19 protein-coding genes and 1 pseudogene are annotated in these 23088 nt (G+C 62.5%); 10 read left to right on the top strand and 10 right to left on the bottom strand.

What is annotated here, in order from left to right:
- Positions 1 to 79 precede the first annotated feature (79 nt).
- A complete protein-coding gene (locus P8H27_RS04210; protein WP_289635396.1) occupies positions 80 to 559 on the top strand; it encodes an Lrp/AsnC family transcriptional regulator in 480 nt (159 codons plus the stop codon).
- A 137-nt stretch (positions 560 to 696) separates the two neighbouring features.
- Positions 697 to 900, top strand: a complete 204-nt coding sequence (locus tag P8H27_RS04205) for a DUF2788 domain-containing protein (RefSeq protein ID WP_289635395.1) — start codon at positions 697 to 699, stop codon at positions 898 to 900.
- A 158-nt stretch (positions 901 to 1058) separates the two neighbouring features.
- Here P8H27_RS04205 and P8H27_RS04200 read toward each other — a convergent pair whose 3' ends face one another.
- A complete protein-coding gene (locus tag P8H27_RS04200) occupies positions 1059 to 1625 on the bottom strand; it encodes a pseudouridine synthase (protein ID WP_289635597.1) in 567 nt (188 codons plus the stop codon).
- Between the two features lie 213 nt (positions 1626 to 1838).
- On the opposite strand from P8H27_RS04200, the pseudogene P8H27_RS04195 reads away from it, so the two are divergent.
- Positions 1839 to 2027: pseudogene (locus tag P8H27_RS04195) on the top strand (alcohol dehydrogenase); the annotation flags it as partial.
- A gap of 82 nt (positions 2028 to 2109) precedes the next feature.
- On the opposite strand, the gene amn reads toward P8H27_RS04195, so the two are convergent.
- The 8 genes from amn to P8H27_RS04155 form a co-directional block, all read right to left on the bottom strand.
- Positions 2110 to 3585, bottom strand: a complete 1476-nt coding sequence (gene amn / locus P8H27_RS04190) for an AMP nucleosidase (RefSeq protein WP_289635394.1) — start codon at positions 3583 to 3585, stop codon at positions 2110 to 2112.
- Positions 3586 to 3795: 210 nt separating this feature from the next.
- Complete coding sequence (locus P8H27_RS04185; RefSeq protein ID WP_289635393.1) at positions 3796 to 5049, bottom strand: hypothetical protein; 1254 nt, start codon at positions 5047 to 5049, stop codon at positions 3796 to 3798.
- On the bottom strand, positions 5046 to 8261 hold the full coding sequence (locus P8H27_RS04180; RefSeq protein ID WP_289635392.1) for a hypothetical protein: 3216 nt from the start codon (positions 8259 to 8261) through the stop codon (positions 5046 to 5048). Before P8H27_RS04180 ends, P8H27_RS04185 begins: the two co-directional genes overlap by 4 nt.
- The gene (gene tssI, locus P8H27_RS04175) at positions 8258 to 10348 is read right to left on the bottom strand and encodes a type VI secretion system tip protein TssI/VgrG (protein ID WP_289635391.1); all 2091 of its coding nucleotides are present in this window, start codon (positions 10346 to 10348) and stop codon (positions 8258 to 8260) included. The genes P8H27_RS04180 and tssI overlap by 4 nt, the downstream gene beginning before the upstream one ends.
- Before the next feature lie 175 nt (positions 10349 to 10523).
- On the bottom strand, positions 10524 to 11042 hold the full coding sequence (locus tag P8H27_RS04170) for an Hcp family type VI secretion system effector (protein ID WP_271347589.1): 519 nt from the start codon (positions 11040 to 11042) through the stop codon (positions 10524 to 10526).
- A gap of 325 nt (positions 11043 to 11367) precedes the next feature.
- Positions 11368 to 13017 (bottom strand): acyl-CoA dehydrogenase family protein, encoded by a 1650-nt coding sequence (locus tag P8H27_RS04165; protein WP_289635390.1) that lies wholly within the window; start codon positions 13015 to 13017, stop codon positions 11368 to 11370.
- Positions 13014 to 13655: a TetR/AcrR family transcriptional regulator gene (locus P8H27_RS04160; RefSeq protein ID WP_289635389.1), complete on the bottom strand. Its 642-nt coding sequence runs from the start codon at positions 13653 to 13655 to the stop codon at positions 13014 to 13016. The genes P8H27_RS04165 and P8H27_RS04160 overlap by 4 nt, the downstream gene beginning before the upstream one ends.
- 125 nt (positions 13656 to 13780) lie before the next feature.
- Positions 13781 to 16162 carry a hybrid sensor histidine kinase/response regulator gene (locus tag P8H27_RS04155; RefSeq protein ID WP_289635388.1) on the bottom strand — a complete coding sequence of 794 codons (2382 nt, stop codon included), beginning with the start codon at positions 16160 to 16162 and terminating at the stop codon, positions 13781 to 13783.
- A gap of 328 nt (positions 16163 to 16490) precedes the next feature.
- Here P8H27_RS04155 and P8H27_RS04150 point away from each other — a divergent pair, with 328 nt between their 5' ends.
- From P8H27_RS04150 to P8H27_RS04125, 6 genes are all read left to right on the top strand, one after another.
- Positions 16491 to 17285 carry a hydroxymethylpyrimidine/phosphomethylpyrimidine kinase gene (locus tag P8H27_RS04150; RefSeq protein WP_289635387.1) on the top strand — a complete coding sequence of 265 codons (795 nt, stop codon included), beginning with the start codon at positions 16491 to 16493 and terminating at the stop codon, positions 17283 to 17285.
- A gap of 27 nt (positions 17286 to 17312) precedes the next feature.
- A complete protein-coding gene (gene thiE, locus P8H27_RS04145; RefSeq protein WP_289635386.1) occupies positions 17313 to 17933 on the top strand; it encodes a thiamine phosphate synthase in 621 nt (206 codons plus the stop codon).
- Positions 17934 to 17950: 17 nt separating this feature from the next.
- Positions 17951 to 18589: a PIN domain-containing protein gene (locus tag P8H27_RS04140; protein ID WP_289635385.1), complete on the top strand. Its 639-nt coding sequence runs from the start codon at positions 17951 to 17953 to the stop codon at positions 18587 to 18589.
- A gap of 9 nt (positions 18590 to 18598) precedes the next feature.
- Entirely contained in the window at positions 18599 to 19888 is a 1290-nt protein-coding gene (gene hemL, locus P8H27_RS04135; protein ID WP_289635384.1) for a glutamate-1-semialdehyde 2,1-aminomutase, read from the top strand.
- Complete coding sequence (locus P8H27_RS04130; RefSeq protein ID WP_289635383.1) at positions 19888 to 20544, top strand: hypothetical protein; 657 nt, start codon at positions 19888 to 19890, stop codon at positions 20542 to 20544. The genes hemL and P8H27_RS04130 overlap by 1 nt, the downstream gene beginning before the upstream one ends.
- 92 nt (positions 20545 to 20636) lie before the next feature.
- Positions 20637 to 21185: a tetratricopeptide repeat protein gene (locus P8H27_RS04125; protein WP_289635382.1), complete on the top strand. Its 549-nt coding sequence runs from the start codon at positions 20637 to 20639 to the stop codon at positions 21183 to 21185.
- 66 nt (positions 21186 to 21251) lie between these two features.
- Here P8H27_RS04125 and P8H27_RS04120 read toward each other — a convergent pair whose 3' ends face one another.
- Positions 21252 to 21575 carry a DUF1820 family protein gene (locus P8H27_RS04120; RefSeq protein WP_289635381.1) on the bottom strand — a complete coding sequence of 108 codons (324 nt, stop codon included), beginning with the start codon at positions 21573 to 21575 and terminating at the stop codon, positions 21252 to 21254.
- Between the two features lie 131 nt (positions 21576 to 21706).
- Between P8H27_RS04120 and miaB the strand changes: the two genes are divergently transcribed.
- A complete protein-coding gene (gene miaB, locus P8H27_RS04115; RefSeq protein ID WP_289635380.1) occupies positions 21707 to 23038 on the top strand; it encodes a tRNA (N6-isopentenyl adenosine(37)-C2)-methylthiotransferase MiaB in 1332 nt (443 codons plus the stop codon).
- The last annotated feature ends 50 nt before the right edge of the window (positions 23039 to 23088 follow it).

Below are 23088 nucleotides of genomic sequence, written 5' to 3'. Positions count from 1 at the left end.
CCGATTAATGTACCGCTTGCGCAATTTTTAACTAACGGCGCATGATTAATCGCAACCAACAGACGAAAGCACAGCAAACATGACCAGACTTGATCGTTACGACCTGAATATTCTCGCCGAACTGCAGCGCGACGCCACCCTGTCCAACCAGGATCTGGCCGAGCGCATTGGCCTGTCGCCCTCGCCCTGTTCGCGACGGGTCAAACAGCTGGAGGACGACGGCTACATCCTCGGCCAGGTCGCCCTGCTCGATCGCAAGAAGCTCGGCCTGACCCTCACCGCCTACGTGTTGATCGGCATGGACAAACACACCCCCGAGCGGTTCGAGCACTTCCAGGAGATGATCCGCCAATGCCCGCAAGTGTTGGAATGCAGCCTGGTCACCGGCATGGATGCCGATTACCAGCTCAAGGTGGTGGTGCCGGACATGGATCATTACCAACAATTCCTCCTCGGCACCCTGACCCGCATCGACGGGGTCTCCAGCGTGCGTTCCAGCTTCGTCCTGCAACAGATCCTCTCCAGCACCCAGCTGCCGCTGCAGCACCTGCGCAACTGAGCGGTACTTACCGACGGTCGCTGACAAGCCCAAGGGCTGGCGTATAATCGCCGGCGTTTTGCCCTGCCCGGTAGAGGCAATCCGGAGGACGTCGGCGCACTGCCACGGCAACCCGATGCCAGTCAATTGAGGTCACGATGGATCCGCAAGTATTCGAAGAGTTGATGATGACCGTGCTGATCGGCGGCCTGGTGCTGTTCATGGCGTTTATCGTCTGGGATCTGGCGAAGAGATCCAAAGCCGGCCGTTTCGGCAGCATGATCCTGTTTCTCGCCCTGGGCCTGGGCGTGCTCGGATTTCTGATCAAGACCGTGGTGATCGCCGGCCTGGAAGGCGTCTGAGCCGTAGCTGGAGAACCGCCGCGCCGGCTGTCTCGCCGCAGACAGCGCAGCGCGGATCACCGACGCGGCACAAAGCCGGCGGGTTGTCACTGCGCTCCGAAGCGGCCGGCGTCCGGACTCGTCCTATGAACGGATCGCCGCGGCAAACAGCCGCCCCCCTACAACCGCGCCTCGACCTCTTTCCACTGCCCGGGTTGCAGGCCGTCCAGGCTCCACGGGCCGATGCGCACGCGCACCAGACGCAGGGTCGGCAGGCCTACCGCCGCGGTCATGCGCCTGACCTGGCGATTGCGCCCTTCACGGATCACCAGCTCCAGCCAGGCGGTCGGCACGCTCTTGCGAAAACGCACCGGCGGATCGCGCGGCCATAACTGCGGCTCATCCAGCAAACGCGCCTCGGCCGGCAGGGTCGGCCCGTCGTTCAGCTCGACGCCTTCGCACAGGCGCTGCAGTTGCTCGGCGCTCGGCTCGCCTTCCACCTGCACCCAATAGGTTTTCGCCAGCTTGTGCTTGGGATCGGCGATGCGCGCCTGCAGGCCACCGTCATTGGTCAGCAACAGCAAACCCTCGCTGTCGCGATCCAGGCGCCCGGCCGGGTAGACCCCGGGCACCGCGACGAAGTCCTTGAGGGTGGCGCGGCCCTGCTCATCGTTGAACTGGGCCAGGACATCGAAGGGCTTGTTCAGCAGTAACAAACGCGGCTCGACCGGCGGCGCCTTGGCCACCCGGCGGTGGGCAGGCTTGCCGGCGGAGCGGCCTGGGGAATGGGGGCGTGGCGGACGGGGCATGCGCAATTCGCTAACGGCAATCGGGGCCGCCAGTGTAACCGAGGCCGACGTTCGCCTATCAGCCGGGCTTATTCCGGTTTACACCTCGGGCAACCCGACCTGCGCCGGTTCGACGGTATTCAGCCCGCTGCTGGAATTCCTCCCGGCCACCGCCAGCGCAGCCTGTCCGGCTCACCCGTGGACTCGCCCGCGAATATGGCGAGCATGCTGGAATGCTGCGCCCGGCATCAGATCCTGCCGCAGGTCGAGCTCTTCCCCATGAGCCGGATCAACGACGCCATCGACCACCTGCACGCGGGCAAGGCGCGTTACCGGGTGGTGCTCGACGCCAGTCAGTAATTGTCGACTCCGCGGGAGGGTGCCCTGCGCACCAAGCTCCCACAGAACAAGGTGCGCAGGGCACACCCTACACCGCCCCAGCCTAGCGGAACGGCGGCTCGTCGAAACTGCGCAGCTTGCGTGAATGCAGCGCGTTGAGCTGGCTGCGCAACAGATCGAGGGCGGCGATGCCGATATGCAGGTGCTGGGTCACCGCCCGCTCGTAGAAGGCCCCCGCCGCGCCTGGCAGTTTGATTTCGCTGTGCAGCGGCTTGTCCGAGACGCACAACAGGGTGCCGTAGGGCACCCGCAGGCGATAGCCCTGGGCGGCGATGGTGCCGCTTTCCATGTCCACCGCCACGGCGCGCGCCAGGTTGATCAGCGGCCGCTCCTGAGCCCAGCGCAACTCCCAGTTGCGATCGTCATAAGTCAGTACGGTACCGGTGCGCAAACGCCGCTTGAGGGCATCGCCACGCTCGCCGGTGACTTGCGCGGCGGCCTCCTGCAAGGCCAGCTGCACTTCGGCCAGGGCCGGCAAGGGGATGTTGGGCGGCAGCACCCGGTCGAGAATGCCGTCGCGGCGCATATAGGCGTGGGCCAGGACGTAGTCGCCAATGGTTTGCGATTGGCGCAGGCCGCCGCAGTGACCGATCATCAGCCAGCAATGCGGGCGCAGCACGGCCAGGTGGTCGGTGATGTTTTTCGCGTTGGACGGACCCACGCCGATATTCACCAGGGTGATGCCATCGCCTGGGCTGGCGCCCTGCAGGTGGTAGGCCGGCATCTGGTAGCGGTGCCAGATCACGCTCTCGATGATCGCCTGCATCTCGCCTTCGGCCATGCCGCGTTCGATCACCACGTTGCCCGGCAGCACCATGCGCACGAAACGCGAGTCGCCCTGCAGCACATCCAGGCCATGGCGAATGAACTGGTCGACGTAACGGTGATAGTTGGTCAGCAGGATCCACGGCTGCACATGGCGCCAGTCGCTGCCGGTGTAATGCACCAGGCGGCGCAAGGAAAAATCCACCCGGGCGGCGTCGAACAGCGCCAGCGGCAATTGCTCCGCACCTTCCCAGTCGTACAGGCCATCGGCCGTGCCGTCGTTGGCGGCGGACAGGTCGGTGCTGGGAAACACCCGCGCCAGTTCGGCGGCGGTAATCCCCGCCCCGGCCAACTCATCGCCATGCTCGACCACATAGGGATAAGGAATATTCTGCTGGCTGATGCCCACTTCGACACGCACGCTAAAGTCGCGCATCAGCGGCTGCAGTTGCTCCAGCAGATAACTGCGGAAAGCCTCCGGGTGGGTGACGGTGATGCTGTAGGTACCGGGCACCTGAACCTTGGCATAAGCGCGCAACGTCGTGGGCACCTCGCTCTGGCCCGAGTAAACCAGGCGCAGCTCGGGGTAATGGAACTGGCGCAGTTGCTCGGCGTCAGGCTTGATGCCTTCCTTGACATAACGCTTGAGCGCCCGACTCAGGGCACTGGTGGCCTGCTGATGCAGGGCCGCCAGACGATCCACCGCCTCTTCGGCAGTATGGGCGACGACGAAGTCTTCTACGCTGGGGGTCACGGCAGCTATTCCTGGCTGAATACACGGGCCTATCTTGCCTTGATCGCCGCGCCTTGGCATAGCGCGACGTGGCTACTCCAGCAGTCTCTTGAGCTCCTCCGGCAGCGCCTGCCGGGTCAAGGCCCCGGCCCGCCTGGTGCCGGGATTACCGAGCGGGTACCAGCGGTCGCCCTTGAGAAACCGTGGCCTGCCCCCGATGGTCTTCATGCTTTAGCCCCGGTGAATATTGTCGTAATCATCGCCCTTGGGCGTGGCATGGATGTCTTTGGCCTCCTGCTGGCGGTAGTAGGTTTCGATACTCAGGCTGGGATCGGTCTTGGATTGAAGGATGCAGGGTTTCTCCTGCCAGTTGTAATCGCGGTTGCGCTTTATCATCTCCGCGCGGCCACGACGTTCCCAGGCCCGGTAAGGCATATCGCGCCAGCGGCGCGGGTCGCGTTTGCTCTGGCGGTCGTGCTCGGCGGTGGTGGGGTCGAGGCGGCGGAATTGTTCGAGGATCGGCAGTTCGGGTAAGGGTTGAGTCACGTCCATATAACGTTGCAGCGTATCCCAGAACGCCAGTGCTTCTTCCAGGCTCATGCCCAGTGATTGAATCTTGGCGCCGAGAAACACTTCGACCGAGGTGTAGCGATGGTGCAGCCAGATGGCGAAGCCGCTGTTGCCATGGGGGCCGGGACGGAATTCCAGGGTGGCGTCGAATTCGTAGAAGGGTGCGCTAAAGGGCTTCTGGAAACGCCGGCCAATGGTGAGCATGCCGGTCTGACGGTTAAAGCCGCTGCCATCGTGTTTGAATACACGCAAGTACAGGTCGAGCAGATAATCCCAGCCGACCAGGCCCATAAAGACGCTAAAGGCCATGCCGCCGCATAGCCAAAATTGATCCATACTATCGGTAGATATTGGGAAGGTCAGTAACGAAGCAGTTAATGCTACGGCAAAGCCTATCCCGACTTGAATCAAATAGTGCTTGTAACGAGGATTATCGGCCCACATATACCAAGAACTGAAGCCAATCATTATGAAGCCGGAAACATTAATACTCATGGCTAACAACAGAAAACCATTGAACCCATAGTCTTCAATCAGCCACTTAAGGAAGTTATCCCCTGCTATGCCTAGGGTGACGATCCATAAAATCCATGGAATATATAAAATTGAGGACCATTTAAGATACGGAATTAGGATCATCCATTTGTTGGTGTTATCAAAATTCCAGCGCTTTTGATTGATATATAAATCACTTTCTTTGTTGCCGTCTAAATAACCAGGCATATTGGGTTTTAGCTGCGCATCCACATCCTGCCAGGGCTCTAGGTTGGCGTAATGGCCCCAGCGCAATTGGGTGCGGGTTGGGCCGGTGCGATTGGCATCCTGCGGCCATTTGTACGGCGGCTGGGCGGGGATGGCCGTGCTGCGGTAAGCGGAGTTGGCATAGGGCGTTGTCGGCTCAACGGGGGCATTCATACTTTGGCAAAGTCCCTTTGGGTGATTAGCCAGTAGGGTACGTCATCGGTGTTGTCGCGGTCTGTGGGTGTACTCGCAGCGAACGGCTGCCAGTCACGTGACCTGGGCTGTGGCAGGGTGATGCGGTTATAACCGGGGAAGGGATCATCCGCGTAGCACATGGTTTCGCCCAAGTGGAACTGGCCGTAGACCTTAAGGCTGTATTCGATGGCCTGGAAATAACGCCGCGGGTCGCTCTCAGTGGGCACGGCGTAGTGCGCGGGCAAGACAAAGAGCAAACGGTTGCCGTCTAGCACTACCGCGCCAAGCTTTTCCTTGGGAATAAGCTCAGGGGGGCGGTAATTCCAGCCAGAGGAGCCGTTGCGCGTGCGCAACACTTCCTTGGCGAACAGGTTGAAGTCGACACCATTGCGGAACTGGCCCAGCAACGGAGTGCGCAGTTCCACCACCCAGTCTTGCGGTGCCAGGTAAACGCGCGCTTGGTTTTGCGCGGCCAGCAGGCGGGCATTGTCCGCCGCGCCGGCCTTGCCCTGCCAGAGCTGCAGGCGTTCGACATGGAAACGGGGCTCGCCCAGGGCGCCGAGCAGCTGTTGGTAGGCATGCAAGGAGTCGTTCATCTGCGGCAGACGTTGTTTAGTGCCGAAGGGGCCGTGCTTGATGGCCTGTTCCACCGCGCCATCGGCCAGCATAACCGTGCCAATAACACCGGCCACCAACAGCCCGATCCCCAGGCCGAGCAGCCAGGGACTGGCCAGCAGGCCAATGCTATAGAGCGCCCAGATACCCGAGCCGCTGGCGGCGATCATATTGGCCATGGCGACATCGTCGTCGCCGTCACGAAGGGCGCGCCCGGCATCCCACACAAACAAGCCAGCGGTAACAATGCCCATCGCGGCAAATGAGCCGATGCGCGAATGACTCAACAGGCTTTTACCAGTACGCTTTTTGAGATTCTCCGCCCAGAATCCTGTTGTCTGAATACCGCGTTGTTCCCAGAACACATGCCAAGAATTAGCCGTCCGCTTTGCATCAGTTAGCAGTTTAAGCGCAACGTTATTGGCAGCAAGTGCAAGATCTGCTGAGGCACCAACAAGGCCCACTGCAAATCGCCCTACCTCACCACTTTTATATAGCGACCTCGCCCCCACCGTATTCGCAAATAAGCTATACCCCGCACAAATAGTCGCCAGTATGGGTATCGACTTACTATTGGCGAGCGCCTTGGCCGTCTTCAGATGGGCAGCAGCAGTGCGCCATTGTTTGTAGTCGGCGACCAGTGGATCGTTGGCCTTCGCGGCCACCACCATCACCTGGCCGAGGTCTTTGCGGGCAAAGTTCAGGCGCTCGGCCAGCTTGCCGCTGCTGGTGGCGAGCACCTTGCCATTGTTCTTTTCCAGGCTGGCATACAGGTAGTTGTCACAGGTCAGGGTCGCACGCTCGGCGGCGATGATACCGAAGCTGAAGCCATCGCCATGCACACCAAGCACCACCATATTCTTGGCGAGGGCTTCACCTTGCGGCAGCAGTTTTAAGCCTTTGGCGCGGCTATGCAGTTTTTTCAGTACATCGAAGGTCGGTGCGAAGCTGCGGTGTAGTTGCACCTGGGTAACGCTGCTGCTCGCACTGATGCGCTTGACCGCCAGCGCGCTGGCCGTGGCGACATGGTTAAGCAGCTCGTCCAGCGCCAACATCAGGTTCTGGCCGATATAGGCCGTGTTGAGAAAGCTCAGCGCACTCAGGCCCAAGCGCTCCGGCTTGACGGCAAGACCGCCGGCCGCCAGGGCCTGCAGGCGTTTGGCCGTTTCCGGCAGCTCGCCCTGGGCATTGGCCAATAGGCCTTTGGTCAACGCGTGGGTGGCCTCGATCAGTTGGCGGCTGAGTTTGTCCACGCCGGCGCTGACTTTCATGTCTTGTGCTTCGATGCAGCGCGGGTCGCAGCCCTTGGGCGAGCGGTTAAGCACTTCCAGCAGCTCGACTAGCTGGGCATAGGGCTCCAACAGACGTTCGTCGTGGCTATGGTAAAAGTCGTTCCACACCGCAGGCAGCCGTTCGACCAGCTTGAGCATGCGTTCCTGCTGGCGATAGAGCTGTTCGCGGGCCTGCTCGCGCTCGGCATGCAAGGTGGCTTTCTTCAGCGCGGCTATGTCGATATGACCTTTGAACTCTTGCAGCGGGCCGCCTGCTGGCATGGCCTCCTGATAAAGCACCTCGGCATAACGGCCAAAGGGCTGGTGCGGAACCAAGGCATTGAGGGTTTGCAACAGCTCAGCGCATAACCGTGACTGGGCTACCGCATGGCGCAAGGCGAAGATGGGGTCATCGAGCATCACCCCGACCAATTGCGGATGGCCGCGCAACTGGTATTCGCTGAGCAAGTCTGTGTTTGCCGGCAATGTGGGCAGAGGCTCGGGAGGTGCACTCTTGATAAAGCCGGCCAGTTCCTTTTGCCGTTGTTCGAGCTGCTTGACCAAAGATGTAGCGGGCAACTCGGTGAGACCGGTATTGAATAGCAATGGGTCTTCGAGCAAGGTTTCAAGGTGCAGTTCGCGGGCGCACATGCCTTTGCTGATGCGGGTGATCGGGATGACCGGCATCGCCTGGGTGGCTTTCCATTGCTCGGGCCCTACGACGGCGGCGGCCCAGGCAGGTGCTATGTTCTGGCAACGCTGCTTGATACGCCCGGAGCTGGCCTCCAGCCATTGAATGTATTCCCAGATCCAGGGCAACTCGCTATAAGCCATAGCGAGTTGATCCCCAACAAAGCGCCCTTGCAGCAGCATCGGGACTAGAAGCAGATGCTGCTGGACGCCAACGGGCTCGCGCTCATCCGCGTTTTCACCTGCCTCAGCTGCTTTACGCCAGTGTGCGACATCTACCTCGAATAGCTGGCCCTGACCGTCGCTTTCCAACTCGCGCCACAGTTTGCCTTGGCGGAATATATAAAGCCGGCCGGGACGCAGCAGTCCGCCTTTAGGTGCCTCGTCGAATTTGTCGTAACCCGGCAACCGCGCCATGGGCACCACCGCGAGAAAGGTATTTTGCTGAACCTCCGGTTCTTCTTCGTGGCTGCGCATATCCGCTTCGACGGGAATCTGCAGCATCCCGCCATCGCTGCGCTCGATATTCAGTGCCAGCCGCGCGCGACGTGCGTTGTCATATTCCGCACGTTTGCGGGTGCCCTGCTCGATAGGCTGATCCTTTAGCTCGCTCATGCGTCACCTTCCGGGTCGAGCAGTTGTACCTGGCCACCCAGGGCGGGATCGCCCCATACATCGATAATCAGATTTTGCGGCCCTTGCTCGGCTTGGCTCGCCAATGGCAACAGCGGATTGACGTTGGCTTGGCCGGTCTTTTCACCGACTGGTGCGGTATCGGCGGGTTTGGGAATAACCGGCAACAGCGGCGCCGCCCCCGAACCACTGCCCGGCCCTCCGCCGGAGTTGAATTTGATAATCGGGCCGACCAGGGTGATGCCGCCGGCGTCGAGTTTGATAAAGCTGCCGGCGGCCTTGAAGGTCAGTTCGCTGCCGGCTTCGAGCACGACTTTCTGCCCGCTGGACAGATGGATTTCCTGACCGGCATTGATAAATTGGCCGGTGCCGATCTTGATGTGCTGGTTCTGCCCCACGGTGAGGTGGTCGCTGGCTTTGATTTCGCTCTTGCGATCAAGGTGGGTGGTGCGGTGTTCTTCGGCTTTGAATTCGCTGTAGCTGTTGGCTTCGACGCTGTCGTGGCGCTGGTGGCCGATGCGGATTTTCTGGTCGTGCTCGATGTTTTCGTCCCAGTTGCGCTCGGCGTGCAGGTAGATCTGCTCGGCGCCCTTTTTGTCTTCGATGCGCAGCTCGTTGTAGCCGCCAGCGCCGGGGCTGCTGAGAGTCTTGAACACAGTGCGGGTCTTGTTCGCCGGCAGGTCGTAAGGGACGACGTGTTCCTTGTGGTGCAGGCAGCCGGTGACCAGCGGCTGGTCGGGGTCGCCTTCGAGAAAGGTGATCAGCACTTCCATGCCGATACGCGGGATGGCGATGGCGCCGTAGCGGTCGCCGGCCCAGCTGCTGGACACGCGCAGCCAGCAACTAGTCTGGTCGTCGGCGTGGCCTTCGCGATCCCAGAAAAATTGCACCTTGATCCGGCCGTATTGATCGCAGTGGATTTCTTCGCCGGCCGGCCCGGTGACCACGGCGCTCTGGCTGCCGAGAATGCGTGGTTTGGGGTGGTTCAGCGGCGGGCGATAGGGCACCGTCCAGGGCGTGGCGCTGAAGCGGTTGCGGTAGCCCTGTTGGAAGCCGCCATCGGCTGCGCCGTGCTCGGCCACCGACTCTTCCAGCACCTGCGGTTGTTTGCCTTGGTGGTGCAGCTCGGTGAGCAGCCAGAGGTCGTTCCAACTGGCGCGCGGATGCTCGGCCAAGGCGAGGAAGTGGCCGCTCACCAGCAGCGCCTGGTCGCTCTCGCCCTGGGCCAGTTCGAAATCGTGGCGGTGGCGCTCCAGGGCGCGTTGGCTGAGGTGCTTGCCGCGCTCGCGCTCGACGAAGCGGCCGGGGTAGTCGTAATCCTCGAGGTCGGGCACAAACGCGCTTTTCGCGTCTGCCTCCATCAGCAGCCGTGGCTTTTCGAAGTCGTAGTCGCGGCGGGTCACCCGGCTGCTGCGGGTTTCCACGCGCACGCCGAAGCGTTTGATCACCGGATCGTCGGCGACCAGGCCACTGTCTTGTTGATAGGCTGTGGGGGCGAGCTTGGTGAACGGCGTCTGGTCGTCGCCGAAGACCAGCACATGCCCGTCAGTGCTGTGCTGAAAATGGTAGTGGATACCCTCCTCCTCGCACAGACGCTGGACGAAGTGCAGGTCGCTTTCGTCGTACTGCACGCAGTACTCGCGCTCGGGGTAAATCGAGCCGAGTTGAAATTGGTAGGCGTTGGCCTGGATACCGTGCTCCTCTAACACTTGGCCGATGATCTGCGCCACCGTCAGGTGCTGGAAGATCCGTTGGTTGCTGCGGTGCGCCAGGTAGGCCAGCTGCGGGCGCAGGCTGATGTGATAGCGGATCAGGCGCTGGCCGGATTCGCCCTGGGCGACGCGGTAGATGTGCCCGTGGATACCGTTGCCGGCCTGGGACAAAGCCAGAAAAGCGGCTTGGTGCAGCAGGCTTTCCAGGTCGAGGTCGGGCCGATCGCTGACCAGTTCCAGCTCGAATTCGAAGGGCTGGCTGATCGCCTCGCGGCCGCTGAATTCGAGGATCTGCAGGTCGTGACTGACGCCTTCGATACTCAGGCTGAAATGGGTCTGGTTGGCAGGGGCGAACATTGGTTGTTCCTCTTCTTTCGTTCCATGAGTCGAAGCGGCTTGGCGCGCAGTCGTTTTACCCCAGAAGCGGCCGGGCGAACGTGCGCATTCGACTTTTTGCTATTGCCATCGCACTGAAACGCAGCGGCCAGGACGATGCCTGGCCGCTGCGGTGGAGCGAGAACTCAGCCGATGTTTAGGCGGAGATCGGGGTGCGCCAGTCGTCGGAGCCGGAAGTACCGGAGACTTCGTGGGTCCAGACGATTTTGCGGTAGGTGAAGTAGACGTCTTCCAGATGGGTGAAGTGCGACATGCCTGGGTCTTGGCAGTTCGGCATGCGCGACTGCACGTCGACGATCACCGCATCTTCCAGTTCGATGGTGAAGTAGTGCTCTTGAGTACCGGTGGAGGAAGTGCGGTACCACTCCAGGCGGCACTTGTTCAGACGCTCGCCGGAGGTCAGCGAGTTGAAGATCAGCGGCGAGGATTTATCGAACACCTTGGTGATCATCAGCGGCTTGTGCACGCGCTGGCCAGTCGGCTGACCGGACTGCGGGTCACGCGGGATGATCACCTGGTGGCTGAAGGCTTGCACCAAGATCTGGTCTTCATGACCTTCCTGGAAGATGTTACCGACCGAATCTTCGGTGAAGGTGCCGGCGGTGATCAGGCCTTGTTTGGTGCCTTCGAGGGACAGATACGCGGGTGTTGGCATGAGTGCTTTCCTTGCCTTGGGTCAGGGATCTGAGATGATCCGGGAGTCCAGTAGAAAGCCATTATCGTGCCAATTTTATAAACAATAATAAAACCATCAAATTAGAGTGACCACAAGATACGTAATAGTCACCGTGTGCGCTAAGTCACTGAAAAGTGCGCAACTTCTTGCGCAGCACTGTGCAAGAAGTTGCGCACCCTCCTATAGACCTTTAGCCGCGTAACCTGCAGAGAAGTATCCACAGGCTTACCCACATTTTAGTGCGCAACAAGTTGCACACTGCAATTCAACAAAATGGAAAATGGTTCGGCGCAGAATCTACCATTCACACCAGCTGCGGCGTGCTGCGCGCCAGCAGCGCGGCGACGTCGGTGCCGCGCGGCAGGGTGCCGTAGGTTCTTGCGCCCTCGCCCAGGCGGCTGGCGATAAAGGCATCGCTTACCTTGGCATTGCCGGCTTCCAGCAGCAGCTTGGCTTGCAGGGCCAGGGCCACGTCTTCGGTCAGTTGGCGGGCGCGGTACTGGAAGTCGGCGCTGTCGCGGAAATCCGCCTGGAGTTTGTCGATATGCTGCTTGAGCCGGGCATCGCCATGGCCGTCGCCCAGCTCGGCGAACAATGCATCGAGCACGCCCGGTTCCTTCGACAGCGCGCGCAGCACGTCCAGGCACTGCACGTTACCGGAGCCTTCCCAGGTCGAGTTGACCGGCGCCTCGCGGTACAGCCTTGGGAGGATGCTGTCTTCGACGTAGCCGGCGCCGCCCATGCATTCGGCGGCCTCGTTGACCATCGCCGGCGCGCGCTTGCAGATCCAGTACTTGCCGACCGCGGTGACCAGACGGGCGAACTTGACCTGCTGCTCGTCCTGCGGGTGATCCAGCGCCTGGCCCAGGCGCATACTCAGGGCCAGCGCGGCTTCGCTCTCCAGAGCCAGGTCGGCCAATACGTTCTGCATCAGCGGCTGTTCGCTGAGCACCCGGCCACCGACCTGACGATGGGCGCAGTGATGGGCGGCCTGAGTCAGGGCCTGGCGCATCAGGGCGCTGGAGCCGATCATGCAATCGAAGCGGGTCAGCGCGACCATTTCGATGATGGTCGGCACGCCGCGCCCCTCCTCGCCGACCATCCAGGCCAGCGCGCCGCGGTACTCGACTTCACTGGAGGCATTCGACCAGTTGCCCAGTTTGTTTTTCAGGCGCTGGATATACAGCTCGTTGCGGCTGCCGTCGGGGCGGTGGCGTGGCAGCAGGAAGCAGCTCAAGCCTTTGTCGGTGTAGGCCAGCGTCAGGAAGGCGTCGCACATGGGCGCCGAGCAGAACCATTTGTGCCCGACCAGTTCATAGGCCTGGCCGGGGCCGCCGGCGCCGACCGGATAGGCGCGTGTGGTGTTGGCGCGCACGTCGGTGCCGCCCTGCTTCTCGGTCATGGCCATGCCGATGGTGGCGCCGCTCTTCTGCTCGATCGGCAGGTTGCGCGGGTCGTACTGGGTGGAGAGAATCTTCGGCAGCCACTGCTCGGCGATATCCGTCTGCAGTTTCAGCGCCGGCACGCTGGCGAAGGTCATGGTCAGCGGGCAACCGCTACCGGCTTCGGCCTGGCTGTGCAGGTAGCTCATGGCGGCGCGGGCGACCTGGGCACCGGAGCGCGGGTCGCTCCAGGGCAGTGAAGGGATACCGTGCTCGATGGCCGCGCTCATCAACTGGTGGTAGGCCGGGTGGTACTCGACCAGGTCGATGCGCTGGCCATAACGGTCGTGGCTCTTGAACAGCGGCTTGTTCTCGTTGGCGAGAAAGCCCGCGACCATCAGCTCGCCGCCGGCCAGGGCGCCATAGGTGTCGATCCGCGCCTCGGCCCAACCGCCACCGAAACGCTTGTTCCATTCCTGCAAGGGCAGGTCGACGCGGTACAGATTGACCCCGTCCAGCGGCGGCACCTGGTTGAACACTTCATGGGTTTCGGCTTGCTGACTGGCATTCATGCTTGAGGCTCCTCGGCGCCAACGGCGCGTAGACAGAAAGTGACCAGACCCTGACTGACTTCACTCAGGCTCAGGATGGGGCAACCCGCTTCCCGGGCGGCACGGGCGGGGGGCGACAGGGGGCCGACCAGGGCTTCGCCGATGGCGCCGACCAGGCAGGCCGCAGTCAGGCTGGAATGCTGGACGCGGAACACACCTGCAACGCGGCCTTCCTCCAGCAGTTCGGCGAACAACTCGGCATAGGCCTCGCGGTAGAGCAAACGTTGCTCGTCGACCTGCGGCTCGACCGGCTCGGCGATCAAGGCAAAGGCCAGGCGCCGGCTGTGCCAGGCGCGGGCGGCGAACTGCTGCAAGCCGGCGACCAGGCGTTCGGCCGGCCGGCCCGCGCCGCGCAAGGTCTGAACCAGCGCATCGAGCTCACATTGACTGGCGCTAGCGAAGACTTCGGCGGCCAATTCGCCCTTGCTGTGAAAGTGCCGGTACAGGCTGCCGGTGGCGATGCCCACGTCCTCGGCCAACGCCTGCATGGTCAGGGCGGCGAAACCGCCATCGGCGACGCGCGCCAGGGCGCTGGCGAGGATACGCTCGCGCAGCGCTTGATCGCGGTCGATACGCAAGGCAGTGGGGCGATAAGCCATAGTCTGAATCCAGATTCACGATTGCTTTAGTGAACCAGCATTCAGATTTTGCCGACAGCGGGATTCAGGGCAGAACAGCCGCTGAAAACGCCAAGCGGCGACGACCGGCAGGCCGTATCACGGCATCAGCCTGCGCGACACAACACCCAATCGCGCAACAGGCCGCGCAATGCCTCGAACTTCACCGGTTTGGCCAGATAGTCGCTCATGCCTGCTGCCAGGCAGCGCTCGCGGTCGCCACTGTGGCTGTGGGCGGTGATCGCCAGCACCGGCAGCTCGGCGCAGTCCGGCAAGTTGCGCAACACCCGGCAGGTGGCGAAACCATCCATCACCGGCATCTGGCAATCCAGCAGAACCGCATCAACCGGCTCGCGCCGCAGCACCTCGAGCGCCTCGGCACCGTTGTCGGCGGTATGCACGCGGTAACCCAGCTTGAGTAGCATGCCGCGGATCACCAACTGATTGATCGCGTTGTCCTCGACCACCAGTACCGTGCACTGCTCGGGACTGCGCGCGACCTGGGCAGGCTCCCGCTGCAGCGGTGCAGGTGGCGCGGCCACCGGCAGCGGCAAGGTCAGCGGCACGTCCAAGCGGAAACAGCTGCCCTGGCCGGGCTGCGACTCATGGCTGAGGCTGCCGCCTTGCAGGCCGACCAACTGCCGACAGATCGCCAGACCGATGCCCAGGCCACCGTATTCGCGAGTCATCGAGCCGTCTATCTGCTGGAAGCGCTGATACAGCGCCGTCTCCTGCGGCACACTGAACCCCACCCCGCTGTCGATCACCTCGAAGCTCAGCGGCAGGCTATCGGCCACCGTATTGCCGCGACCGACCCGCAGGCGGATCTCGCCCTGGCTGGTGAACTTGATCGCGTTGTCGAGCAGATAACCGAGGCTCTGCGCCAGCTTGCCGGCATCGCCGTCGAGGGTATCGGGCAGGCTTTCGTCCAGTTCCAGCACGAAACGCAACCCCTTGCCCTCGGCGTGCGGCGCGTACTGCGCGCGCAAACCGTCGAGCAGCCCGCGCAGGCTGAACGGCTCGCGCCGCGGATAGAGTTTGCCGGCCTGCAGCTCGCTGAGGACGAGGATGTCGTTGACCATGCGCATCATGTCCCGCGCCGAACTGGCGGCGGTCTTCTGGTACTGCGCCAGCTCGGCGTCCAGACTCCGCGTCTGCATCAACTCCAGCGAGCCGATCACTCCGTTCATCGGCGTGCGCAGCTCGTGGGTGACGGTGGCGAGGAACTCGTCCTTCAGGCGGTTGCTGTTGGCCAGTTCCTGGTTCAGCACCTCCAGCTTGCGTCCGCCATCCTGGAGAATCCGCGTGCGTTCCTCCTTCATCGCATTGATCCGGTCGGCCAGGGCCAACGAGAGCAGGCCGACCTCCAGGGCCGAACCGATCTGGCTGGCATACATGGTCAGGAAGATATTCGGCAGGTAGCCCAGCACCATCAACGAGTTGATCGCCCCGCCGGCGAGAAAGGCCGTCCAGGCGATGATGAAGTAACGCGCCACGCGCATGCCGCGCAGCCAGGCAATGATCCCGGCGGCGAAGATCACCACGGTAAACAGCAGCGCCAGGTAAGTGGCCAGGCGCAACGACAGCGCATAGCTGGCGGTCAGCGCCAGGATCATCACCCCGGCACCAGAGAGCATCATCAGCAATAGCGTGCGGTCGACCCAGGGACTGTGCTCGCCGGTATGCAGGAAACTGCGGGCGAACTGACTGCCGAACAACGCCGCCGCACCAATCAGGAAGGGCGTCGCGGCATTCGCCCACCAGGGGTTGTCGGGCCAGAAATACTCGATGCCGGCACCGTTGACCGACACCTGATAGAAACCGAACGAGGCGATATAGAGGATGTAGTAGAGGTAGCTGGCATCCCTGACGCTGAGAAAGATAAACAGGTTGTAGACCAGCATCACCAGCAGTATGCCGTAGATGATGCCGAGCACGTAGATACGCGCGGGCTGTTCTTCCAGATAGGCCGTGGGCGCCCAGAGGCTCAGCGGCGCCTGGATCGAGCCCTGGCTTTGCAGGCGCAAATAGACGTGCTGCGGTTGGTGCGGCTGCAGGTCGAGGGCGAACAGGTAGTTGTTGTGTTTAATCTGCCGGCTGGCAAAGGGCAATGAGTCGCCGGTACGCTGGGCCAGCCTGAACTTGCCCCCGGCGTCCTCTAGATACAAATCCAGTTTATCCAGCGGCGGATAGGCCAATTCCAGCAACCAGGGCTGCGCCCCCTCGAGACGCTGCGGCCGATACTCCAGATCCAGACGCAACCAGAATACCGAACGCGAATAACCGGCGTTCAGCACCGGCTTGTCATGCTGGCGAAAACTCGCCTGCAGTGCCGCCGAGGCGACCTCGTCGATGGTCGCATCGCCGCGCACATCCTCGAACACCTGCATGGCCTGGCCAAGCGGCAGCATGCGGGTATGCTCATCGAACACCACGGCAGAAGCGCATAGCGGCCAGACCGCGAACAGAAGGATCAAGAGGTAGCGCATGCGGCCCCACGAAGGCAAAGTCGGACAATGGGGGGCGCCAAAGAGCCCTTCCTCTCCTGACTGGCACCGCCTCGCCTACCCGGTTATTTGAATAATCATCACTCTAGCACAGGCCTTACGGGGAGAATGCTCGCCAGCGCAAACATCACGGGCAGCATCTGCAGCGCTCTGGAATAAGCCTCAGGGCCAACAGGGCCGCCATCTTCGAACGCCTTGCGAAAACTGCCGGCACGATCGGGGTCGTACCCTGGAAGCGGAACCGGCTGACTTGATCGCAACGGATTGCCCTCGGTTCAATCGGGGCCGTTTAATGCTAAGCTCGCGCACCATGAAAACGCCTACTTCCCGCCCCGTAGTGCTCTGCTTGTCCGGCCACGACCCAAGTGGCGGTGCCGGCCTGCAAGCCGATATCGAAGCCCTGCTCGCGCAAGGCTGCCACGCCGCCCCGACAGTCACCGCGCTGACCGTGCAGGATACGGTCAACGTCTCCGGCTTCCGCGTACTCGATCGCGACTGGGTGCTGGCCCAGGCCAATGCGGTGATCGCCGACCTGCCGATAGAGGCCGTCAAGCTGGGCATGCTCGGCTCGGTGGAAATGGTCGAGACGGTATTGCAGATCATGCACCAGCTGCCGGGCATCCCGCTGGTCTGCGACCCGGTGTTGCGCGCTGGCGGCGGCGGCGCCCTGGGCCAGGATGAAGTCGGCTACGCCATGCGCGAACGCCTGTTTGCCGTCGCCACCATCGCCACGCCGAACCTGCCGGAAGCGCGCATCCTCGCCGAACTGCCGGACGGCACGCCGGATCAGTGCGCGGAAAAACTGCTGCCCCATGTCCAGCACCTGCTGATCACCGGTGGCCATGGCGACGAGCAGCAGGTGCACAACCGCCTGTATTGCCGGGACGGCAGTCGCCATACCTTTACCTGTCAGCGCCTGCCCGGCAGCTACCACGGCTCCGGCTGCACCCTGGCCAGCGCCCTGGCCGGCCGCCTGGCCCTGGGCCAGGAACTGGTCAGCGCCGTGCAGTTCGCCCTCGACTACACCTGGCGCACCCTGCGCGATGCCGAACAACCCGGCCACGGCCAATTTATCCCGCGGCGCCTGCCGCTGGATGCTTATTAATAGAAAGCAGCTGATGGAGCGCTTCCAATGAAACTGCGCGGCCTGTACGCCATCACCGACAGCCAACTGCTGGCCGGCGACAAGCTGCTGCCTTACGCCGAAGCGGCACTGAAAGGCGGCGCCACCCTGCTGCAATACCGCGACAAGTCCAGCGACCAGGCGCTCCGCCTGCGCCAGGCCGAAGCCCTGCGCGAACTGTGCCAGCGCTATGGCGCCGCCCTGATCATCAACGATGACGCCGAACTGGCCGCGCGCCTCGGCGTCGGCCTGCACCTGGGCCAGACGGATGGCTCGCTGTCCGCCGCCCGCGCCCTGCTCGGGCGCCAGGCGATTATCGGCGGCACCTGCCATGCGCAGCTGGAACTGGCCGAAGCGGCCGCCAGAGAAGGCGCCAGCTACGCCGCCTTCGGTCGCTTCTTCGATTCCGCCACCAAGCCCGGCGCCCCCGGCGCCTCGCTCGAGTTGCTGGACGCGGCGAAAAGTCGCATCGACCTGCCCATCGTCGCCATCGGCGGCGTGACCCTGGACAATGCCGCCCTGCTGATCGCCCGTGGCGCCAGCATGGTGGCGGTGATCCACGCGCTGTTCGGCGCCGATTCGGCCGCCGAAGTCGAGCGCCGCGCCCGCGCCTTCAGCCAGCTTTTTTAAGACAGCAAGGACGCATTATGGCCAATCATTACGCCTTGATTGACTTGGAAAACATCCAGCCAGCATCTCTACAGCGATTGAAAAAAGAAGGCTACCGGATCAAGGTTTTTGTTGGTGCAACTCAAAGCAAAATTGCCATTGGGCTGGCAGTAGAGCTGCAGTCATTTGGAAGTGATGCGGAATACATACAAATAGAGGCCAGCGGTAAGAACGCACTCGACTTCCATATCGCTTTCTATATGGGCCGCATATCAGCCAGCGATCCCGAAAGTCGTTTTGTCGTGCTATCAAAAGACACCGGCTACGATCCTCTGCTTAAGCACATGCGAGGATGTGGAATTCCGGCTAATCGCAGCGGTGTCGCGGCAGCAACGAAAGCGCCCACCGCCACACCCGTTGTGGCAACAGAAAATCAGAAGAAATCTCCACTACAGATGTCCCTGGCGGAGCGTGTAGAACATGTTCGTCAGCACCTAAATCGAGCAGGGAAGGCCAAGCCTGCAAAACTCAAGACACTGGATTCAGCAATAAAATCTCTTTTCCAGAAGAAACTGGACGACTCCGCAGTTACCGCACTGATTAATGAGCTAATCAGGCAAGGCCTTGTAATCGAGAATCAAGGATCGGTTTCCTACAAGCTAACCAAATCAAAGTAAGGTCATACCATGTCCCGTTCCGAAACCCTCTTCGCCAGTGCCCAGAAACACATCCCCGGCGGCGTCAACTCGCCAGTGCGCGCCTTCAAGAGCGTCGGCGGCACCCCGCTGTTTTTCAAGCATGCGGCCGGCGCCTATGTCACCGACGAAGATGACCAGCGCTACGTGGACTACGTCGGCTCCTGGGGCCCGATGATTCTCGGCCACAGCCACCCGGACGTGCTCGACGCGGTGCGCCGCCAACTGGAACACGGCCTGTCCTATGGCGCGCCAACCGCCATGGAAACCGAGATGGCCGACCTGGTCTGCGCCCTGGTGCCGTCCATGGAGATGGTGCGCATGGTCAGCTCCGGCACCGAGGCGACCATGAGCGCGATCCGCCTGGCCCGCGGCTTCACCGGCCGCGACAGCATCATCAAGTTCGAGGGCTGCTACCACGGCCACTCCGACAGCCTGCTGGTCAAGGCCGGCTCCGGCCTGCTGACCCAGGGCGTACCAAGCTCGGCCGGGGTGCCGGCGGACTTCGCCAAACACACCCTGACCCTGCCGTTCAACGACATTGCCGCGGTCGAAAAAATGCTCGGCGAAGTCGGCCAGAACGTGGCGTGCATCATCGTCGAGCCGGTGGCCGGCAACATGAACTGCGTGCCCCCGGCGCCGGGCTTCCTGCAAGGCCTGCGCGAGCAATGCGACAAACATGGCGTGGTGCTGATTTTCGACGAAGTGATGACCGGCTTCCGCGTCGCCCTGGGCGGTGCCCAGGCGCATTACGCCGTCACCCCGGACATGACCACCTTCGGCAAGATCATCGGCGGCGGCATGCCGGTTGGCTGCTTCGGCGGCAAGCGCGCGATCATGCAGTGCATCGCCCCGCTCGGCCCGGTCTACCAGGCCGGCACCCTGTCCGGCAACCCGCTGGCCATGGCGGCTGGCCTGACCACCCTCAAACTGATCCAGCGCCCGGGTTTCCACACGGAGCTGAGCGATTACACCAGTCGCATGCTGCAAGGCCTGCAAGAGCGCGCCGATGCCGCCGGCATTCCGTTCGCCACCACCCAGGCGGGCGGCATGTTCGGCCTGTATTTCAGCGAGCGCGAGGCCATCGTCACCTTCGACGACGTGATGGCCAGCGACGCCGAACGGTTCAAGCGCTTCTTCCATCTGATGCTGGATGGCGGCGTCTATCTGGCACCGAGCGCCTTCGAGGCCGGCTTCACCTCCATCGCCCATGGCGAAGTGGAACTGAAGATCACCCTGGACGCCGCCGAGCGCGCCTTCGCCGAGCTGAAAAAAATCTGATGCAATACAGCAGCGTCCTGTCCGCCGGCATCCTGGCGCTGGCCTGCCTGGCCTGCGCCGTGGTCATCGGCAAAGCCCGCCAGCGCTATGGCGAAGCCGACCAGCCGGCGTTGTTCTGTGCCCAGCTCGGCTTTCTCCTGCCGGCCGCAGCGGCCACGGTCGGCGTCATGCGTTACGCCGTCGACCCGAGCTGGCAGGCCGCGCACCTGTGGCTGAGCCAGGCCAGCAGCTTCCTCGGCCTGCCGCTGCTGGGCCTGGCCGCGCTGACCCTGGGCCGCGGCTGGGCCTGCAGTCGAGCGAACTGGGGCCGCGTGCTGCTGGGGCTGTGCGCCTTCTTCGAGCTGTTCCGGCAGATGAACCTGCTCGACGACTATCGCCTGTTGCTCAATCTGGCGACCCTGTTGCTGATTGCCTATGCCGGCGCCATCCAGTGGCCCAGGCGCACCCCGCTATGCGCCGCGACGGCCGTTGCCGGCCTGCTTTTACTGGCCAGATGGGCGGTCGGCAACGACGGTTTGATCGGCCCGTTGCGCCACATCGATGCGTCCCAGGCCTTGCTAACGCCGGCGTACCCTCTGCTAGCCTGGCTACTACTGACCCTGCCGGGCAATACCGAAGATTGCGTCAACGGAGAAAACCCCGTAAAGACTTTGTAAGAACGCTACCGCTTATTTCATAATGCAACCGCCGACGTGCCTTGTCGGCCGGGAACTACGCCCGCACCGCTCCCTGAGGTACACGAATCTCCATGACTTGCACCGGCCGCACCCTATCTCTGGGCTGCCTGCTGCTTCTTCTGCCGCTGCTCGCGTTCGCCGGCGGCAACACCCTGTTGATCCCCGCAACGGGCAGTTGCTCGCTGAATACCGCGCCCGAAGACCTGGCCGAAGCCCTGACCGCCTGCCAACAAGCGGCGCACAACGGCGACCCGCAAGCCGAATACGAACTGGGCGAATTCTATTACGATGGCAAGCGCGCGCCGCGCGACCTGGCGCAAGCGCTCGGCTGGTTCGAGCAGGCCTCGCTGCAAGGCCACCCCCAGGCCCAATACCGCCTGGGCATGATGTTCTTCCGTGGCGAAGGCGTACCGGCGAACAACGTGCAAGCTTTTATAGTGCTGAAGATGGCGGCGGTGAATGGCTCGGACGAAGCCATGGACAGCGCCGATCTGGTTTCGGAGCGCATGCAGCGCGAAGAACTGGAAATCGCCGCCCAGGTACTCGGCGAAATATTCCGCAACTACCTGCTCGAACTACAGGCCGCCGACGGCCAATCGCCGTTCGCCCCGCTGCCATAGCGAGCTGCGGCTGCACGCGCAGCCGTACCCGCATGCAACCCGCACCAGCCTGTACCTGCCGCTAACCTACTTGTCCGGCATGGGCATGGGGAACGGCATGATATTGCCGCCGCCCCGGGCCTCGCTGATCTTCGGCGTGCCCAGGCGCTCGACTTCATCGATGCGAATGATCGCGTGCATCGGCAAGAAGCTGCGCACCACACCGTCGAACTGGGCCTTGAGTTTCTCTTCGCTGGGATCGACCACCACCTGGGTACGCTCACCGAAGACGAACTCCTCCACCTCCAGAAAGCCCCACAGATCGCTCTGAAAGATCTGCTTGGCGTACATTTCGTACACCTGCCCCTGGTTGAGGAAAATCACCTTGTAGATGGGTTCGCGTTTGCTCATGGATGCAAGTCTAGACTGAAGGGGAAATAAGAGGGCGCAAATCATAGCACAGCCACCGGGCAGGCAATGCTAGGAAGCCAGCCGCTTGGCCACTATAATGCGCGGTTCTTCGAATCAGCTTTCGAGTACGCATGACCAAGAAGCTTTATATCGAAACCCACGGTTGCCAGATGAACGAGTACGACAGCTCGCGCATGGTCGACCTGCTGGGTGAACATCAAGCCCTGGAAGTCACCGCACGCGCGGAAGACGCCGACGTGATCCTGCTCAACACCTGCTCCATTCGCGAAAGAGCCCAGGACAAGGTGTTCTCCCAGCTCGGCCGCTGGCGCGAGCTGAAACTGAGCAACCCGGATCTGGTGATCGGCGTTGGCGGCTGCGTGGCCAGCCAGGAAGGCGCGGCGATCCGCGATCGCGCGCCCTATGTCGACGTGGTCTTCGGCCCGCAGACCCTGCACCGCCTGCCGGAAATGATCGACGCCGCGCGCAGCACCAAGATCGCCCAGGTGGACATCAGCTTCCCGGAAATCGAGAAATTCGACCGCCTGCCCGAACCGCGGGTCGACGGCCCCAGCGCCTATGTCTCGGTGATGGAAGGCTGCAGCAAGTACTGCACCTTCTGCGTGGTGCCCTACACCCGCGGCGAGGAAGTCAGCCGACCGCTGGCCGACGTCCTCAGCGAGGTGCTGCACCTGGCCGAAAACGGCGTGCGCGAAATCACCCTGCTCGGCCAGAACGTCAACGGCTACCGCGGCGAAACCCTGGACGGCCAGCTCGCCGACTTCGCCGAACTGCTCTACGCGGTGGCCGCCATCGACGGCATCGAGCGCATTCGCTACACCACCAGCCACCCGCTGGAATTCTCCGACGCCCTGATCCAGGCCCACGCCGAGATTCCCGAGCTGGTGAAATACCTGCACCTGCCGGTGCAATCGGGCTCCGACCGCATCCTCGCGGCCATGAAGCGGGGCCACACCGCCCTGGAATACAAGTCGCGCATCCGCAAACTGCGCGCCGCGGTGCCGGACATTCTGATCAGTACGGACTTCATCATCGGCTTCCCCGGCGAAACCGAGAAGGACTTCGAACAGACCATGAAGCTGGTCGAGGATGTCGGCTTCGACTTCGGTTATTCCTTCGTTTACAGCGCGCGCCCCGGCACCCCGGCGGCGGATCTGGCCGACGACACCCCGGAAGAGCTGAAAAAGCAGCGCCTGGCGATCCTGCAACAACGCATCAGCCAACAAGGCGCCGAAAACAGTCGGCGCATGGTCGGCACGGTGCAGCGCATTCTGGTCAGCGATTATTCGAAAAAAGACCCCGGCATGCTCCAGGGCCGCACCGAGAGCAATCGCGTGGTCAACTTCCGCACCGATAACCCACGCCTGATCGGCCAGTTCGTCGATGTGCATATCGACGATGCCCTGCCCAATTCGCTGCGCGGCAGCCTGCTCGGCGAGTGAATAGCCCCGGGTGCGCCGCACGCACCCGACGCAGGGCTGCCACGATCTCA

The sequence above is a fragment of the Pseudomonas sp. sp1636 genome (assembly GCF_030376615.1).
GTDB lineage: Bacteria > Pseudomonadota > Gammaproteobacteria > Pseudomonadales > Pseudomonadaceae > Aquipseudomonas.
The sequence above is the reverse complement of the archived record's forward strand: the minus strand, read 5'-3'. Positions and strand labels throughout refer to the sequence as shown.

Bases quoted from the DNA above. Each gene is read 5' to 3' on its own strand.
- P8H27_RS04140 (WP_289635385.1), top strand. From the start codon at position 17,951: ATGGCCAATCATTACGCCTTGATTGACTTGGAAAACATCCAGCCAGCA.
- tssI (WP_289635391.1), bottom strand. From the start codon at position 10,348: ATGTTCGCCCCTGCCAACCAGACCCATTTCAGCCTGAGTATCGAAGGC.
- P8H27_RS04155 (WP_289635388.1), bottom strand. From the start codon at position 16,162: ATGCGCTACCTCTTGATCCTTCTGTTCGCGGTCTGGCCGCTATGCGCT.
- miaB (WP_289635380.1), top strand. From the start codon at position 21,707: ATGACCAAGAAGCTTTATATCGAAACCCACGGTTGCCAGATGAACGAG.
- P8H27_RS04180 (WP_289635392.1), bottom strand. From the start codon at position 8,261: ATGAGCGAGCTAAAGGATCAGCCTATCGAGCAGGGCACCCGCAAACGT.
- P8H27_RS04210 (WP_289635396.1), top strand. From the start codon at position 80: ATGACCAGACTTGATCGTTACGACCTGAATATTCTCGCCGAACTGCAG.
- P8H27_RS04150 (WP_289635387.1), top strand. From the start codon at position 16,491: ATGAAAACGCCTACTTCCCGCCCCGTAGTGCTCTGCTTGTCCGGCCAC.
- P8H27_RS04165 (WP_289635390.1), bottom strand. From the start codon at position 13,017: ATGAATGCCAGTCAGCAAGCCGAAACCCATGAAGTGTTCAACCAGGTG.
- P8H27_RS04120 (WP_289635381.1), bottom strand. From the start codon at position 21,575: ATGAGCAAACGCGAACCCATCTACAAGGTGATTTTCCTCAACCAGGGG.
- P8H27_RS04130 (WP_289635383.1), top strand. From the start codon at position 19,888: ATGCAATACAGCAGCGTCCTGTCCGCCGGCATCCTGGCGCTGGCCTGC.
- P8H27_RS04170 (WP_271347589.1), bottom strand. From the start codon at position 11,042: ATGCCAACACCCGCGTATCTGTCCCTCGAAGGCACCAAACAAGGCCTG.
- P8H27_RS04205 (WP_289635395.1), top strand. From the start codon at position 697: ATGGATCCGCAAGTATTCGAAGAGTTGATGATGACCGTGCTGATCGGC.
- P8H27_RS04125 (WP_289635382.1), top strand. From the start codon at position 20,637: ATGACTTGCACCGGCCGCACCCTATCTCTGGGCTGCCTGCTGCTTCTT.
- P8H27_RS04185 (WP_289635393.1), bottom strand. From the start codon at position 5,049: ATGAATGCCCCCGTTGAGCCGACAACGCCCTATGCCAACTCCGCTTAC.
- P8H27_RS04160 (WP_289635389.1), bottom strand. From the start codon at position 13,655: ATGGCTTATCGCCCCACTGCCTTGCGTATCGACCGCGATCAAGCGCTG.
- thiE (WP_289635386.1), top strand. From the start codon at position 17,313: ATGAAACTGCGCGGCCTGTACGCCATCACCGACAGCCAACTGCTGGCC.
- hemL (WP_289635384.1), top strand. From the start codon at position 18,599: ATGTCCCGTTCCGAAACCCTCTTCGCCAGTGCCCAGAAACACATCCCC.